Genomic DNA, 14,918 nt, shown 5'->3' on the forward strand with positions numbered 1-14,918 from the left:
GCCCGAGAGATTCAAGAACAAACTGCAACGTGCGGAGACGTCATGACCGACGAGACCAAGAAGAACGGCACTGACGAGGAAATCAACGAGACGGTGGTCGACCTTGAGGCGGATGCGCCGGTCGAGGCGGCTGCGGATGCCGAAATCGCTGAGCCCGATCCGATCGATCTTCTGCGTGAGGAGAACGAAAAGCAGCGCGACCAGTTGCTCAGGCTCGCCGCCGAGATGGAAAACCTGCGCCGGCGCACCGCCCGCGACGTGAAGGACGCCAAGGCCTATTCGGTCACGGCGTTTGCGCGCGACATGCTCGGCGTATCCGACAATCTGCGCCGGGCGCTCGACAGTCTGCCCGAAGACAAGCGCTCCGACGAGATCAAGGGTTTTGTCGAAGGCGTGGAGATGACCGAACGGTCCATGCTGTCGGCGCTGGAACGCCATGGCGTGAAGACGATCGAGGCGGAAGGGCAGAAATTCGACCCGCATTTCCACCAGGCGATGTTCGAGGTGCCGAACCCGGAAATTCCCGCCAACACGGTGGTTCAGGTCGTCCAGACCGGCTACATGATCGGCGATCGCGTCCTGCGCCCGGCCATGGTCGGCGTCTCGAAGGGCGGGCCAAAAGCCGATCTCGCGCAGCAGGCCGGTGAGGACAAGTCTGAATAAGCACGGCTTCGCGAACAACACAAAAAGAGGCGTTTCGCTTTGCGGAACGCCTCAGACTGCTGACAAAGCATGCGACCTAGGGCGCGCCACTTCGCGAGACCTCCCCATGAGGCGTCATGCTCGGACTTGATCCGAGCATCCAGGCGGCGCAACTCCTTGAATTCAGGGGCTTTCTGCAGCCATTTCTCGGGCAGCCTGGATCCTCGTGTCAAGCACGAGGATGACCCAGACCACGAGGGGGCAGCAGTCCGTGGCGTTTCGCTTTTGCGGAACGCTTTTTTACTGGGAAAATGCTTGCCGCAGGTTCAGGCCGCGGAAGAATCCGGATCGGTATTCAGGAAGGCGTAGATCGCGCTTTCGGAATCCGACGCCCGGAGTTTCTTGACCAGGTCCTGGTCACGCAGAAGCCGCGCCACGCGCGAGAGCGCCTTGAGATGATCCGCGCCCGCGCCCTCGGGGGCGAGCAGAAGAAAGGCAAGATCGACCGGCTGGTCGTCCAGCGCCTCAAAATTGACGGGGTGCTGCAGGCGGGCGAACACGCCGCAAATGTGGTCAAGCTTCGGCAGTTTGCCGTGGGGTATGGCGATGCCGTTGCCGACACCGGTCGAACCGAGGCGCTCGCGCTGGAGCACCACTTCGAAGATCTCGCGCTCGGGAATTCCCGTCACGGCCTCCGCTCTGGCGGCCAACTCCTGCAATAATTGCTTCTTGGAGTTTGCCTTGAGGGCGGGGATGATCGCCTCCTGTTTCAGCAGGTCGTCAAGGGCCATATCCTGGTATCCTGGGTTGCGGCTTGGGGGCGGGCGCCTGAACGGCACCCGCCAAAGTGGGTTCAGCCCTTGATGCCGGCTGTGTCGATCCAGCCGATATTGCCATCGGGGCGGCGATAGACGATGTTGAGCGTCTTGTTGTCCGGGTTGCGGAACAGCATCAGCGGCTTGTCGGTCATGTCGAGCGCCATGACGGCCGTTGCCACCGCCATTGTGCGGACCTCGGTCTTCGCTTCGGCGATGATGGCCGGCGCATAGTCTTCCGGAATCTCGGTTTCATCCTCCTGCGGCAGGTCCATCACCGAATAGGCGACTTCGGCGAAATCGGCGTGGCCATTGTGCTGGTGGTGATCCTTCAGCTTGCGCTTGTAGCGGCGCAGGCGCTTGGCGATGCGTTCGAACGCTGCGTCGAAGGCGGCCTGGGGATCATGGGCCTTGCCGGCTGCATGCAGCACGGCGCCACTGTCGAGATGGACCTTGCAGTCGGCCTCGAAGCCGCCTGCCGACTTCTCGACCGTGACCTGGCCGGAATAGCCGCCGTCAAAATATTTGGTGACCGCTTCCTCGATCTGGTCTTCGATTTTTTCACGGAAAGCCTCACCGACTTCCATTTGTTTTCCCGAGACGCGAACACTCATGGATCTTCCCTTCTTCTATCGTTTGCGGGCACCAGTTTAAGCCAAGCCCCGTTCTCCTCCAAGAACTTACAGGCATGGCCTTCCGGTGACCGGGACGGCACTTCGATGACTGATTGTCATCATAACTCATTTGGGCATTTTTCAGCCGTTTGCCAGCGGGATCTCCGCAATATTCTTCTTGCGATTTTTTGCCGCCGGGTGCGGTTGGTTTGCCGCTTATCCCGGTCCCGGAGCATCTGCGTCCCGTCTCCCTTGCTGAGGCGGCGCCCCTCTTGCGGCGGATGCTCTACCGTCCATGTTGGCCGAAGTCAATCACGGCGGCGCCTTTGCCGGGGCCGTTCTCACCGCGGCTCAGGCGCCGACGGCCTTGGCGTAGGCGCGTTTTTCGCGGCGGCGCTGGACGGAGGAGGGGATCGACATGGCCTCGCGGTATTTTGCCACGGTCCGGCGGGCCAGCGTGATGCCCTCGTCCTTGAGTGCTGAGACGATGTCATCGTCGGACAGGACCGCCTCGGCCGTTTCCGCACTGATCATGCGGCGGATCTTGTGGCGGATCGATTCCGCCGAAAGCGCGCTGCCGTCCGCCTGGTCGGAGGCGATCGAAACGGAGAAGAAATAGCGCAGTTCGTAAAGGCCGCGCGGGGTCAGGATGAACTTGTTGGAGGTGACGCGGCTGACGGTCGATTCGTGCATCTTGATCGCGTCGGCCACGGTCTTCAGGTTGAGCGGCCGCAGATGATCGACGCCGTGCTTGAGGAAGGCGTCCTGCTGGCGCACGATCTCGCTTGCGACCTTCAAGATTGTGCGGGCGCGCTGGTCGAGGCTGCGCGTCAGCCAGTTTGCCGTCTGCAGGCAGGTGTTGAGAAAGGCATCATCGGCCTCCGACATGCCGCGCGAGGCCTTGATTTCGGTAAGGTAGGAGCGATTGACCAGAACGCGCGGCAGCGTGTCGGGATTGAGCTCCACCTGCCATTCGCCCTCCTTGCGGGCCGAGACGATGACATCGGGCAGGACCGATTCGGGCGGCTGGCTGGAAAAGGTGCCGGCCGGTTTCGGGTTCAGCCGGCGAAGCGTCTGCATCATCGCCAGAAGATCCTGTTCTTCCACGCCGCAAAGCTTCTTCAGCCTGGTGAAATCGCGGCGGGCGACCAGTTCGAGATTGTCGACCAGGGCCGCCATTGCCGGGGTAAGGCCTTCAGTCTGCAGCAATTGCTGACGCATGCAGTCGGAAAGGGACTGGGCGAAGATGCCGGGCGGATCGAGCGTTTTCAGCCGCTCCAGCACAGCATCCAGCCTGTCGGCGGTCAGTCCGGCGCGTTCGGCGATTTCGGCGGTCTCGCCCCGGAAATAGCCGGCCTCGTCGAGATAGTCGACAAGGTGGCGGGCGATCGCCTGTTCGTCCGGACGCTTGAAGGTGAGCGCGATCTGGGCGGTGAGGTGATCGCGCAGGCAGGGCCTGCCGGCGACGAATTCGTCAAGGTCGACATGGTCGTCGCCACCAAGCGTGCCCGGCATCGATTTCCACTGGCTCATCAGCTCCGGCGCATCCGGCCGCAAAGGCGGGCTGTCTTCGCCGTAAGCGCTGTCGAAATTGCTGTCGAGGCTGTCTCCGAGCCGGGCCGTGCCGTCGGCCTGCCGGTCGTCGGAATACCAGTCGCTGGCAAGGTCGGCGCCGGCGGTCTCCTGTGGTTCGGCAACCTCCGGCCGGTCCTCCGGTCCGCCGTCTTCGCCGGCAACCTCCAGAAGCGGGTTCTTCTCCACTTCCTGGGCGATGAACTGGTTAAGTTCGGCATGCGGCATCTGCAGCAGCTGAATGGACTGCATCAGTTGCGGCGTCATGACCAGCGACTGGTTCTGTCGGAGAAAGAGATTGGCGCTTAATGCCATGACGCGAGCAAAACCCCTGGGTCGCTATCGCCGGCCCGAACGGGCGACCATATGCGTACTGAACAAATCAAAGTGTACAGATGGGAGACTGGCACAAAAATTGCTTTGTGATCAAGCCGGAATCCGCTGCTCGGGCGTTCGCATCTACAGGCTGAAATTGTCTCCGAGGTAGAAACGGCGCACATCGGTGTTGGCGACGATCTCGTCGGCCTTGCCGTGGGTCAGCACCTCGCCGGCATGGATGATATAGGCGCGGTCGATCATGCCAAGCGTTTCGCGGACATTGTGATCCGTGATCAGGACGCCGATGCCGCGCCGCGTCAGGTGGCGGATCAGGTTCTGGATATCGGCGACCGAAATCGGGTCGACGCCGGCAAAGGGCTCGTCCAGCAGCATGAAGGCCGGGTCGGTTGCCAGCGCGCGGGCGATTTCGAGGCGCCGGCGCTCGCCGCCGGAAAGCGCCACGGCCGAGGTCTTGCGCAACTTGGCGATGCCGAATTCCTCCATCAGCTGCTCGAGCTTTTCTTCCCGCTCCTTCTTCTTCAGGGGCGTCAGTTCGAGCACGGCGCGGATGTTGGCTTCAACCGAGAGGCCGCGAAAGATCGAGGCTTCCTGCGGCAGGTAGCCGACGCCGAGGCGGGCGCGGCGGTACATCGGCAGGCCGGTGACGTCGCGGCCATGCAGCGCGATGGAGCCCTCATCGACGGGCACCAGGCCGGTGATCATATAAAAACAGGTGGTCTTGCCCGCGCCGTTGGGGCCGAGCAGGCCGACGGCCTCGCCGCGGCGCACCACCAGCGACACGCCGTTGACGACGCGCCGGCTGCGATAGGTCTTGGTCAGCCCCTGCGCGATCAGCGTGCCGTCATAACGGCCGTTTTCGCGGTCGCCGTTCTGGGGCGCAGTTGCGGTAACGGACGGGCGCTCTGCCGTGGAGAGCGTTTTTCTTGTCGTTGTCTTCGGCATGCGGGATCAGTTGCCTGGCCGTGACTGCGGGTTGAGCCGGATCTGCACGCGCTTGCCGCATGCGTCAAGCTTGGCCTGGCTGGTGTTCATGTCGACGGTGAGCTTGCAGCCGACGAAGACATTGCCGCTTTCCTTCAGCACCACTTCATTGCCCTCCAGCACGAAATGCTGGGTGACCATGTCGAAATAGCCAGTGTCGCCGGTGGCCGTCTGCGTGTCTGTGAGAAGCTGCACCGACTGGCTGAGGTCGATTCGCTCGATATCGCCCTGTCCGGAGGCGATCCCGGTCGAGCCGCCGGCATAGCGCACGGTCATCTTGCCGGCCTTGACCTGGTTCTCGCCCTGGACGGCGACGACATTGCCGGAAAAGGTGATCAGCTTGGTCGCGTCATCCACTTCGAATTCGTCGGCGTCGATGTCGATCGGCTCGTCGCCGGAAAGCTGGAAGCCGCTGGTCTGGGTCGACTGGGCGAGGCTTTGGCCCGCCGGCAGCGCCAGCGCGCACAAAAGCGCCAGCGTTGCCGCGGTCGAGCGGCGCGGGGCGCAGAATTTCAAATTGCTCAGATCCATCCGAAACCTCATTGTCCGGTGCGGGCCAGTGCCGACGGCGACAGCGTGACGTGAACGCCGCCGCCAAAGCGGATTTTCTGACCGTTATCGATGATATTCACGTTTTCGGCAACCACTGATGCCTGCGGCGCAGTTACGGACACCGGCGTGTCGCTGGACAGCGTTCCGGCCTTGATGTCGATCTCGGCGGATGTGAAATCCGCATGCATGCCGTTCGAAAGCTCGATGGTGAAGGGGTCGTTTATCGTCAGCTTCTCGGTGGCGCGGTCGTAGAGCGTGCGCGCCGCATCGACCACGGCCGTCACATTATCCTCGACGGGAACCGTGGCAATGACGTTTTCGAGCAGCACGGTGCTGTCGTCGGGATTGGCGGCGGGCAACAGCGCGCGATCCGCCTTCAGCGAGTAGCGGATGCCGTCGGAATTGCGGCCCGACATGCCGGGATTGGTCATGACGATCATGCCGTTCTCGATCGATGCGGCATCGAGCGAGATGTTGTCGGGCACGATCGAGCGCAGAAAGGTTGCGGCAATCAGTCCGATCGTGATCACAACAGCGGCAAGCGGCAGGAGGAATTTGAGGCGACGCACATGGCCTGAATGCCGCCGCGCCTTGCGGAAGCCTTCCTCGATGGATGGCCCGGACAGACCCTTGTCGTCATGCGTTGTGGTTGCAATGCTCATCTTGTGTCGTCTCGTCGTCTTCGGACGGCCTGTCATTCCCGGCCGCCACGGGCCCTGCGACAGCCTGAGCCGTTGCCTCTCAGTGTTCATGGGTATTATGTTTTGCCGGCCATAACAAGTTGGCGACCGAAAAACGGGCCATGCGCGATTGACATCAGATGAGCGTCGCACGCACATTCGCCAAGCGCGGCAGCCATGCGCGCCGTTCAAAACACTGTGAGGGCGTTGATGAACCTATCGGATATCCTTGAGCGCAGGCGCCTCAGGCGGCGCGTTGGCTGGTGGCGTGCGGCGGCTCTCGCGGTCGCCGTCCTGCTCGTGGTCGCGCTCTACGAGGCCTATGGCGGGGCCGAGCCGGGGACCATGCTCGCCCGCCCGCACGTCGCGCAATTGTCGGTCTCGGGCGTCGTCGGCGACGATCCGGCGATGCTCGAGACGATCCGCGAGATCGGCGAGGATCCGGCGGCCAGGGCGCTGGTCGTGTCTCTTTCGACCGGCGGCGGCACGACATTCGGCGGCGAGGCGGTCTACAAGGCCTTGCGCAAGGTGGCAGAGACAAAGCCTGTCGTCAGCGAGATACGCACCCAGGCCGCCTCGGCGGGCTACATGATCGCGCTGGCCGGCGATCGCATCTTTGCCGGCGATACCTCGATCACCGGTTCGATCGGCGTCATCTTTCTCTATCCGCAGGCGAAGGAACTGCTCGACAAGATCGGCGTCTCCGTGGATTCGATCAAATCCGCGCCGATGAAGGCCGAGCCTTCGCCGTTCGACGATGCGAGCGCGGATGCGAAGGCCATGGTCCGCGCCTTGGTGATGGACAGCTATGACTGGTTCGTAGATCTTGTCGCCGAGCGTCGCGGCATGCCGCGCGATAAGGCGCTGGAGCTCGCCGACGGACGGATCCTGACCGGACGGCAGGCGGTTGGGGCCGGACTGGTCGACGAAATTGGCGGTCGCGAAGAAATTAAGGCCTATCTTGCCGCAAACGGCGTTTCGGACTCCCTTGAAATCCGGTCTTGGGATAACGTAAACAAAGACAGCTTCGGGGTCGGTTTAGCAAGAATGGGGGCCAAACTGCTCGAATCGCTCGGACTTGGCTGGTTTGTCAGCGAGGATATCCTTCGCCAGACCGGCCTTGTTGACGGGCTTGTGTCTGTCGGGCAGACTGATTGGCAATGAAAATCAGAGCGTTGAGGGGCTGGGTGTGATCAAGTCGGAATTGGTACAGATTGTTGCGGCGCGTAACCCGCATCTCTATCACCGCGATGTCGAAAATATCGTGAATGCAATTCTGGACGAGATCGCGGATGCGCTGGCGGCGGGCAACCGAGTCGAGTTGCGCGGCTTCGGTGCGTTTTCGGTCAAGAACCGCCCCTCGCGCTCGGGACGAAACCCGCGCACGGGCGACACCGTTTTCGTCGAAGAGAAATGGGTGCCGTTCTTCAAGACCGGCAAGGAATTGCGCGAACGCCTCAATCCCGACCAGAAAGACGACGACTAACGGCTGCGGGCCGGATCGCCGGCAATAAGGAAACGCGTTCGAGGCGCATCATGTCAAAGCTTGTCAATCTCATCATTCTTCTGCCCATCGGGGTGGTGCTGGTTCTGTTGTCGGTTGCCAACCGGCAGTCGGTGACCATGGCTCTGAACCCCTTCAATGCCAGCGACAACGTGCTCGCCGTCTCCGCTCCGTTCTTCGTCTACATCTTCATCGCCTTTATTCTCGGCATTTTGCTGGGCGCGCTGTTTACCTGGATCTCCCAGCGCAAGCACCGCAAGACCGCCAAATCCAGCAAGCGCGAGGCCGCACTCTGGCGCGCGGAGGCCGACAAGCAGAAGGCGCGGAGCACCGAAGTCTCGTCTGCCCGCCCGCTCGATCAACTGCCGTCCTCCTGAGACGATGCGAGAAGACTTGCCATTTTCGTAACAGGGCTGATAAACCGCAGCTTTCCAACACTCGCGGGATGATCGCCTTTCATGACGCCTTCCAGAGCCGACAAGACCCGCCGCAACAAGGCTGGCGGCAAGCCGCAGGCCAAGCCTGACCGGCAGCGCAAGGGCGCGCGGTCCGAAGGCCGTGTCGAACGGCGCAAGGCCGCGGCCCCGGCGGACAAGCAGACCGAGCGCCGCAGCCGCCAGCCCGAGCCGCAGTGGATCGCGATGCGGGAAGGCGAACGCCCGGCAGAACGCGTGCCGACCATTCTCCAGTCGGTCTCCGCCGACGGCTTTCACCTGATCGACAGCGGCCACGGGCTGAAACTCGAGCAATATGGCGATTATCGCATCGTTCGCCCCGAGGCGCAGGCGCTGTGGCCCCCGCTTCTCGATGAAAAGATCTGGGCCAATGCCGATGCGATTTTCACCGGCGATACGGACGAGGACGGCATGGGGCGCTGGCGCTTTCCCAAGGCCGCCCTTGGCGAAACATGGCCGCTGCGGATCATGGACGTCGATTTCCTCGGCCGCTTCACCGCCTTTCGCCATGTCGGCGTGTTTCCCGAACAGGTCGCCCACTGGCAATGGATGCGTGATGTGCTGCAGCAGGCCGCAGGCGGCAAGACCCCGCCTAAAGTGCTCAACCTCTTTGGCTATACCGGCGTTGCCTCGCTGGTCGCCGCTGCCGCCGGCGCGGAAGTGACCCATGTGGATGCGTCGAAGAAGGCGATCGGCTGGGCGCGCGAGAACCAGGCGCTCTCTGGCCTCAACGATCGTCCGATCCGCTGGATCTGCGATGATGCGATGAAGTTCATCGAGCGCGAGGAGCGACGCGGCAACCACTATGACATCATCCTCACCGATCCGCCGAAATTCGGACGCGGGCCGAATGGAGAGGTCTGGCAGCTTTTCGAGCATCTGCCTCGAATGTTGGACCTCTGCCGCGCGATCCTGAAACCGGATGCGCTCGGCTTCGTGCTGACGGCCTATTCGATCCGCGCCAGCTTCTATTCGGTTCACGAGCTGATGATGGAGACGATGCGCGGCTTCGGCGGCGTGGTCGAATCGGGCGAACTCGTCATTCGCGAGGCGGGGCTTTCCGGCGATCAGCCCGGCCGCGCCCTTTCAACATCCCTTTATGCGCGGTGGTTGCCCCAATGAGCTTCGAGCGAGACGACAGGCGCGCGCCGCGCGTCGGCACGGTGAAGGAAGTCACCTCCCTTACCAACCCGATCATCAAGGATATCCGCGCGCTGTCGCAGAAGAAGCACCGCGAGGAGACCGGAACCTTCATGGCCGAGGGGCTGAAGCTGGTCATCGATGCTCTGGAACTCAACTGGTCGATCCGCACGCTGATCTATGCCAAGGCGGCCAAGGGCAAGGCGCAGGTGGAAAAGGTCGCCGCCAAGACGATCGCATCCGGCGGCCTGGTGCTGGAGGTCTCCGAAAAGGTGCTTTCGGCGATCACGCGGCGCGACAATCCGCAAATGGTCGTCGGCGTGTTCGAAAGCCATTACCGGCCGCTTGCCGATATCCGCCCGGCGAATACCGAGACCTATGTGGCGCTCGATAGGGTGCGCGATCCCGGCAATCTCGGCACCATCATCCGCACCGCCGATGCGGCGGGCGCGGCGGGCGTCATCCTTGTCGGCGAGACCACCGATCCGTTTTCGCTGGAGACCGTGCGCGCCACCATGGGCTCGGTCTTCGCCCTTCCGGTCTCGCGCGCCGAGCCGCGCGCGTTCCTGGATTGGGCCGGAAAGAGCGGCGCCGAGATCGTCGCCACACATCTTGCCGGTTCCGTCGATTACCGGACCATCGACTATACGAAGAAGCCGGTCGTGCTTTTGATGGGCAATGAGCAGCAGGGCCTTCCTCCGGAACTCGCCGAAGGCGCGGGGCGGCTTGCCCGCATTCCGCAGCAGGGCAGGGCTGATTCGCTCAATCTCGCGGTCGCGACCGGTGTGATGCTCTATGAGGCGCGCCGCCATCTTCTGTCGCTCGACACACCGGAGAAAAGCCGATGAGATCGCCGCTTTCGCGCCCCGGCCCGGCCATCGCCTTCGTCGTCATCGCGCTGCTCATCGATGCGGTGGTCAAATATGCGGTCGAGCTCTATCTGCCGTTTCACCGGACAATCGACGTCCTGCCCTTCCTGGGCCTGTTCAAGACCTATAATCCCGGCATCGCCTTTTCGCTTCTGTCGGATACCAACGGCTGGGCGCTGGTCGGCATGCGGCTCGTCATCGTCGCGGTCGTCATCTATCTCTGGCGCAAGACCGCGCCGGGGCAGGCCTGGGCGCTGCTGGGCTTTGCGCTCGTCGTCGCTGGCGCGCTCGGCAATATTCTCGACCATTTCATCTACGGTCACGTGGTCGACTATATCCGCTTCCATGTCGGCGGCTGGACCTTCCCGATCTTCAACCTCGCAGACAGCTACATCACCGTCGGCGCAGTGATGATCTTTGTCCAGGAATTCCTGTTCAAAAGCCCCGGAGGCGACGACGCGTAAACCGGAAATACCGGCCGTCAATTTAGAAAGTGCTTGAACATCAAGGGATTGAAGGACCGTTGCTTCGGCCCTGAATTGTCCCCGGATGTTGACGAGGCGTCAAAACCTTCTGGACCTCGCATTCTCCATGTACTAGTCTTTTGGCATGAGGACGGTGCCCGGAAGGCACGTGAGAGGCGGCGGAGAATTGACGCGAGAGGACCTCTTTTTAACAATGTAACCTCCAGAACGGCGGGATGCGACTGTCACGAACGTGTCGCAGTTAGATGGTTTATGACATCCAAGATGAACGATCCGGAACACGCGATGACCATGGAAGCGCTCGATCTTCTTCAGGCAGCCGAACGCGCCGGCGCGGCCCCGGCCGTGAGCACGGCGCTTCTGCAGGAAGGCATTCTGGGCCGTATAGGCTCGCTTGAAACCCGCATTGCCCGCACGCCCGGCGAAATCGAGGCCGCGCAGGCGGTGCGCTATCGTGTCTTCGTCGACGAGATGCAGGCCCGTCTTCCGGCTGACGCCATGCGCGCCAAGCGCGATTTCGACCGGTGGGACGAAATCTGCGACCACCTGCTCGTACTCGACACCAAGCTCGACGGCGATGTCGAGGACCAGATCGTGGCAACCTACCGGCTTCTGCGCCACGAGGTGGCGATGGAGCATGGCGGGTTCTATTCCGATGCGGAATACCAGACCGACAAGCTCGTCGCCCGTCATCCCGATGTCCGCTTCATGGAGCTCGGCCGCTCCTGCGTGCTGCCGGATTACCGCAGCAAGCGCACCGTCGAACTGCTCTGGCAGGGCAACTGGGCCTATGCGCTGAAGCACAATATCGGCGTCATGTTCGGCTGCGCCTCCTTCCACGGCACGAACCCGGCCGAGCACGCCATGGCGCTCTCCTTTCTCTACCACAATGCCCGCGCCACCGGCGAATGGGCGGTCAACGCGCAGCCGGAACTTGCCGTCGACATGAACCTGATGAGCGCCGAAGATGTCTCCGGACGCCGGGCGCTGACCGGTCTGCCGCCGCTGATCAAGGGCTATCTGCGCCTCGGCGCGATGGTGGGCGATGGCGCGGTCATCGACCATGCCTTCAACACGACCGATGTGCTTGTGGTTCTGCCGATTTCTTCGATCTCCGACCGCTATCTCAACTATTACGGCGCCGACGCCGGCCGTTTCGCGAGCTGAAATTTCGGAGAGCGGCGCATAGCCCCCGACAATCTCCTCCCTTGGGGGGAGATGTCGCGAACGCGACAGAAAGGGGGAGGGGCATAAGCCGTGGGCTTCCGAATCTGCGGACAGGTTTTCACTCCTCTCTGCCCCTGTCGGGGCATCTCTCCCTCAAGGGAAGGGATTTTTGCTGCAAGGCGTCCGCGGGAATAGACAGCTATAAATCGGCTGAACTTTCAGCACGTCTGCTTCGGGCCGCTCGCAACCGGCCCGCCACCATCACGTTTTGCCCAGCTTTCTTGCCGCCGACACTTTCGAGCCGCGAAAATTCGTGACAGATGAAGAGGGCAATTCCCTTCATTTCGAGCGTGCGCCGTGGCAGACGATAATCGTATTCCGACCGAAGAACTGATTTCCGAGGAAAGCCGGGCATCGGCGACGCCGATGATGGAGCAGTATATCGAGATCAAGGCGGCCAATCCCGATCTCCTGCTGTTCTATCGCATGGGCGATTTTTACGAGTTGTTCTTCGACGACGCGGTGGAGGCGGCGCGGGCGCTGTCGATCACGCTGACCAAGCGCGGCCAGCATCTCGGCCGCGATATCCCGATGTGCGGCGTGCCGGTCCATGCGGCCGATGACTATCTGCAGAAGCTGATCGCCCTCGGCTTTCGCGTCGCCGTTTGCGAGCAGACGGAAGACCCCGCCGAGGCGAAGAAGCGCGGCGCGAAGTCTGTTGTCCGGCGCGACGTCACCCGGCTCGTGACCGCCGGTACGTTGACGGAAGAAAAATTGCTGGCGCCGGGCGAGAGCAATTTCCTGATGGCGCTTGCGCGGGTGAAGGGCGAGGGCGAGGCTGCCTACGGTCTCGCCTGGATCGATATTTCCACCGGCGTCTTCCGTCTGTGCGCCACCTCCGAAAGCCGGCTCGCCGCCGACATCATGCGGGTGGAACCGCGCGAACTGATCGTCTCCGACACGCTTTTCGCCGAGGCGAGGCTGCGGCCTGTCTTCGATCTTCTCGGCCGCGCGGTCGCGCCGCAACCGGCGGTTCTGTTCGACAGCGCCACGGCGAAGGACCGGCTGTCGCGCTTCTTCGGCGTGGCGACGCTGGATGGCTTCGGCCGGTTTTCGCGGCCCGAGCTTTCGGCCGCCGCCGCCGCCGTTGCCTATGTCGAGAAGACCCAGATCAACGAACGTCCGGCGCTCGGCATTCCAGAGCAGGACGGCGCTTCGGCGTCGATGTTCATCGATCCGGCGACCCGCACCAATCTGGAACTCGTTCGCACCATGAATGGCGGTCGCGACGGCTCGCTCTTGAAGGCCATCGACCGGACGGTCACCAGCGGCGGCGCGCGGCTTCTCAGCGAGCGGCTGATGTCGCCGCTGACCGATCCGGAGGACGTGCATGGGCGGCTCGATTCGGTCGGCTTCTTCCTTGATGAGGTCAGCCTGTCCTCGTCGCTTCGTGATGAACTGAAGCGATTGCCCGACATGCCGCGCGCGCTGTCGCGGCTGGCGCTCGATCGCGGCGGGCCGCGCGACCTCGGGGCGATCCTGAAAGGACTGGAAGCCGCCCGCGCCATCGCTGACATGCTGAAGCCGGCGACGCTGCCGGCGGAGCTCTCCGGCGCGCTTGACGCGCTTGAGGCCATGCCCGCCGATCTGGAGACGGCCCTTGCCGAAACGCTTGCCGAAGAACTGCCGCTCCTGAAACGCGACGGCGGTTTCGTCCGCGAAGGCGCCGATGAACGGCTCGACGAGGCGCGCGGCCTGCGCGACACGTCGCGGCGGGTGATCGCGGGTCTTCAGGCGCAATATGCCGAGGAGACCGGCGTCAAGGCGCTGAAGATCAAGCACAACAATATGCTTGGCTATTTCATCGAGGTGACCAGCGGCAATTCGAAGGCGCTGACGGAGGGCGACGCGGCCAAGGCCAAGTTCATCCACCGCCAGACCATGGCGAATGCGATGCGCTTCACCACCGCCGAGCTTGCCGATCTTGAAAGCCGGATCGCCAATGCGGCCGGCGAGGCGCTGGCAATCGAGCTTGAAACCTTCGAGGGACTGCGCCGGGCCGTCGTCGACAATGCCGAGCGGCTGAAGCAGGGCGCGCATGCATTGTCCGTGCTTGATGTTTCCGCCGGTTTCGCGGTTCTGGCGGAGGCGGAGGCTTATTGCCGGCCGATGGTCGACGACACGACGGCCTTCGAGATCAAGGGCGGACGCCACCCCGTGGTCGAACAGGCGCTCGCGCGCCAGTCGGCGGGGCCCTTCGTTGCCAATGACTGCACGCTCTCGCCCGAAAGCGGCGACAAGGGCCGGCTCTGGCTCCTGACGGGACCGAACATGGGCGGCAAGTCGACCTTCCTGCGGCAGAACGCGCTGATCGCGATCCTTGCCCAGACCGGCGCCTATGTGCCGGCGGCAAGCGCTCATATCGGCATTGTCGACCGGCTGTTTTCCCGCGTCGGCGCTTCCGATGACCTGGCGCGCGGGCGCTCGACCTTCATGGTCGAGATGGTGGAGACAGCGGCGATCCTCAATCAGGCGGGACCGCGCTCGCTGGTCATTCTCGACGAGATCGGACGCGGCACGGCGACCTTTGACGGCTTGTCGATTGCCTGGGCGACCGTGGAGCACCTGCATGACGTCAATGGCTGCCGCGGCCTGTTCGCCACCCATTTTCACGAGTTGACCGCGCTTTCGGAAAAGCTGCCGCGCCTCGTCAACGCCACGATGCGGGTGAAGGAATGGAAGGGCGAGGTCGTGTTCCTGCACGAGGTCGGGCCGGGGGCGGCGGATCGCTCCTACGGCATCCAGGTCGCGCGCCTTGCCGGCCTGCCCTCAGCCGTTGTCAAGCGGGCGAAGAATGTGCTGGCCCGGCTGGAGGACGCCGACCGCAAGAACCCGGCGGCAAGCCTGATCGATGACCTGCCGCTCTTCCAGGCGGCCATCCGCGCGCCCGAGCCCGAGGCGAAGCCCTCCGAAGTCGAGGCGATGCTGAGTGGCCTGAGGCCCGACGACATGACCCCCCGCGAGGCGCTGGAAGCGCTCTATGCGCTGAAGCGGAAAATTGAGGATGATGTTTCCCTTGAGGGGTGATTTGCTTTAAGACGAC

The 14,918-nt window shown here is 63.0% G+C and carries 15 protein-coding genes; 9 read left to right on the forward strand and 6 right to left on the reverse strand.

The window, feature by feature from the left end; genetic code table 11:
- The first annotated feature begins 42 nt into the window (after window positions 1-42).
- The gene (grpE, locus tag FF124_RS19510; RefSeq protein ID WP_138750159.1) at window positions 43-663 is read left to right on the forward strand and encodes a nucleotide exchange factor GrpE; all 621 of its coding nucleotides are present in this window, start codon (window positions 43-45) and stop codon (window positions 661-663) included.
- 305 nt (window positions 664-968) lie between these two features.
- Here the strand turns inward: grpE and ptsN are convergent, their stop codons facing one another.
- The 6 genes from ptsN to FF124_RS19540 all read right to left on the reverse strand — a co-directional run bounded on the left by ptsN (window position 969) and on the right by FF124_RS19540 (window position 6,177).
- A complete protein-coding gene (ptsN, locus tag FF124_RS19515) occupies window positions 969-1,433 on the reverse strand; it encodes a PTS IIA-like nitrogen regulatory protein PtsN (protein ID WP_024708273.1) in 465 nt (154 codons plus the stop codon).
- A gap of 62 nt (window positions 1,434-1,495) precedes the next feature.
- Complete coding sequence (gene hpf, locus FF124_RS19520; protein WP_138750160.1) at window positions 1,496-2,071, reverse strand: ribosome hibernation-promoting factor, HPF/YfiA family; 576 nt, start codon at window positions 2,069-2,071, stop codon at window positions 1,496-1,498.
- Window positions 2,072-2,422: 351 nt separating this feature from the next.
- Window positions 2,423-3,958, reverse strand: a complete 1,536-nt coding sequence (rpoN, locus tag FF124_RS19525; RefSeq protein WP_138750161.1) for an RNA polymerase factor sigma-54 — start codon at window positions 3,956-3,958, stop codon at window positions 2,423-2,425.
- 144 nt (window positions 3,959-4,102) lie between these two features.
- Entirely contained in the window at window positions 4,103-4,924 is an 822-nt protein-coding gene (lptB, locus tag FF124_RS19530) for an LPS export ABC transporter ATP-binding protein (RefSeq protein WP_138750162.1), read from the reverse strand.
- 6 nt (window positions 4,925-4,930) lie between these two features.
- Window positions 4,931-5,494, reverse strand: a complete 564-nt coding sequence (locus FF124_RS19535) for an LptA/OstA family protein (RefSeq protein ID WP_138750163.1) — start codon at window positions 5,492-5,494, stop codon at window positions 4,931-4,933.
- Window positions 5,495-5,502: 8 nt separating this feature from the next.
- Window positions 5,503-6,177, reverse strand: coding sequence for an LPS export ABC transporter periplasmic protein LptC (locus FF124_RS19540; protein ID WP_138750164.1), 675 nt, complete (start codon window positions 6,175-6,177; stop codon window positions 5,503-5,505).
- A 228-nt stretch (window positions 6,178-6,405) separates the two neighbouring features.
- Between FF124_RS19540 and sppA the strand changes: the two genes are divergently transcribed.
- The 8 genes from sppA to mutS all read left to right on the forward strand — a co-directional run bounded on the left by sppA (window position 6,406) and on the right by mutS (window position 14,902).
- Window positions 6,406-7,359 carry a signal peptide peptidase SppA gene (gene sppA, locus FF124_RS19545; RefSeq protein WP_138750165.1) on the forward strand — a complete coding sequence of 318 codons (954 nt, stop codon included), beginning with the start codon at window positions 6,406-6,408 and terminating at the stop codon, window positions 7,357-7,359.
- Window positions 7,360-7,384: 25 nt separating this feature from the next.
- Window positions 7,385-7,681, forward strand: a complete 297-nt coding sequence (locus FF124_RS19550; protein WP_138750217.1) for an integration host factor subunit beta — start codon at window positions 7,385-7,387, stop codon at window positions 7,679-7,681.
- A gap of 47 nt (window positions 7,682-7,728) precedes the next feature.
- Window positions 7,729-8,076, forward strand: a complete 348-nt coding sequence (locus tag FF124_RS19555; protein ID WP_138750218.1) for a LapA family protein — start codon at window positions 7,729-7,731, stop codon at window positions 8,074-8,076.
- A gap of 81 nt (window positions 8,077-8,157) precedes the next feature.
- Entirely contained in the window at window positions 8,158-9,276 is a 1,119-nt protein-coding gene (locus FF124_RS19560; RefSeq protein WP_138750166.1) for a class I SAM-dependent methyltransferase, read from the forward strand.
- Complete coding sequence (locus FF124_RS19565) at window positions 9,273-10,142, forward strand: TrmH family RNA methyltransferase (RefSeq protein ID WP_138750167.1); 870 nt, start codon at window positions 9,273-9,275, stop codon at window positions 10,140-10,142. The genes FF124_RS19560 and FF124_RS19565 overlap by 4 nt, the downstream gene beginning before the upstream one ends.
- Window positions 10,139-10,627, forward strand: a complete 489-nt coding sequence (gene lspA, locus FF124_RS19570; protein ID WP_138750168.1) for a signal peptidase II — start codon at window positions 10,139-10,141, stop codon at window positions 10,625-10,627. Before FF124_RS19565 ends, lspA begins: the two co-directional genes overlap by 4 nt.
- A gap of 312 nt (window positions 10,628-10,939) precedes the next feature.
- Window positions 10,940-11,815 (forward strand): l-ornithine N(alpha)-acyltransferase, encoded by an 876-nt coding sequence (olsB, locus tag FF124_RS19575; RefSeq protein ID WP_187327014.1) that lies wholly within the window; start codon window positions 10,940-10,942, stop codon window positions 11,813-11,815.
- Window positions 11,816-12,172: 357 nt separating this feature from the next.
- Window positions 12,173-14,902 carry a DNA mismatch repair protein MutS gene (mutS, locus tag FF124_RS19580; RefSeq protein ID WP_246072578.1) on the forward strand — a complete coding sequence of 910 codons (2,730 nt, stop codon included), beginning with the start codon at window positions 12,173-12,175 and terminating at the stop codon, window positions 14,900-14,902.
- The last annotated feature ends 16 nt before the right edge of the window (window positions 14,903-14,918 follow it).

The sequence above is a fragment of the Martelella lutilitoris genome, assembly GCF_005924265.1.
GTDB lineage: Bacteria > Pseudomonadota > Alphaproteobacteria > Rhizobiales > Rhizobiaceae > Martelella > Martelella lutilitoris.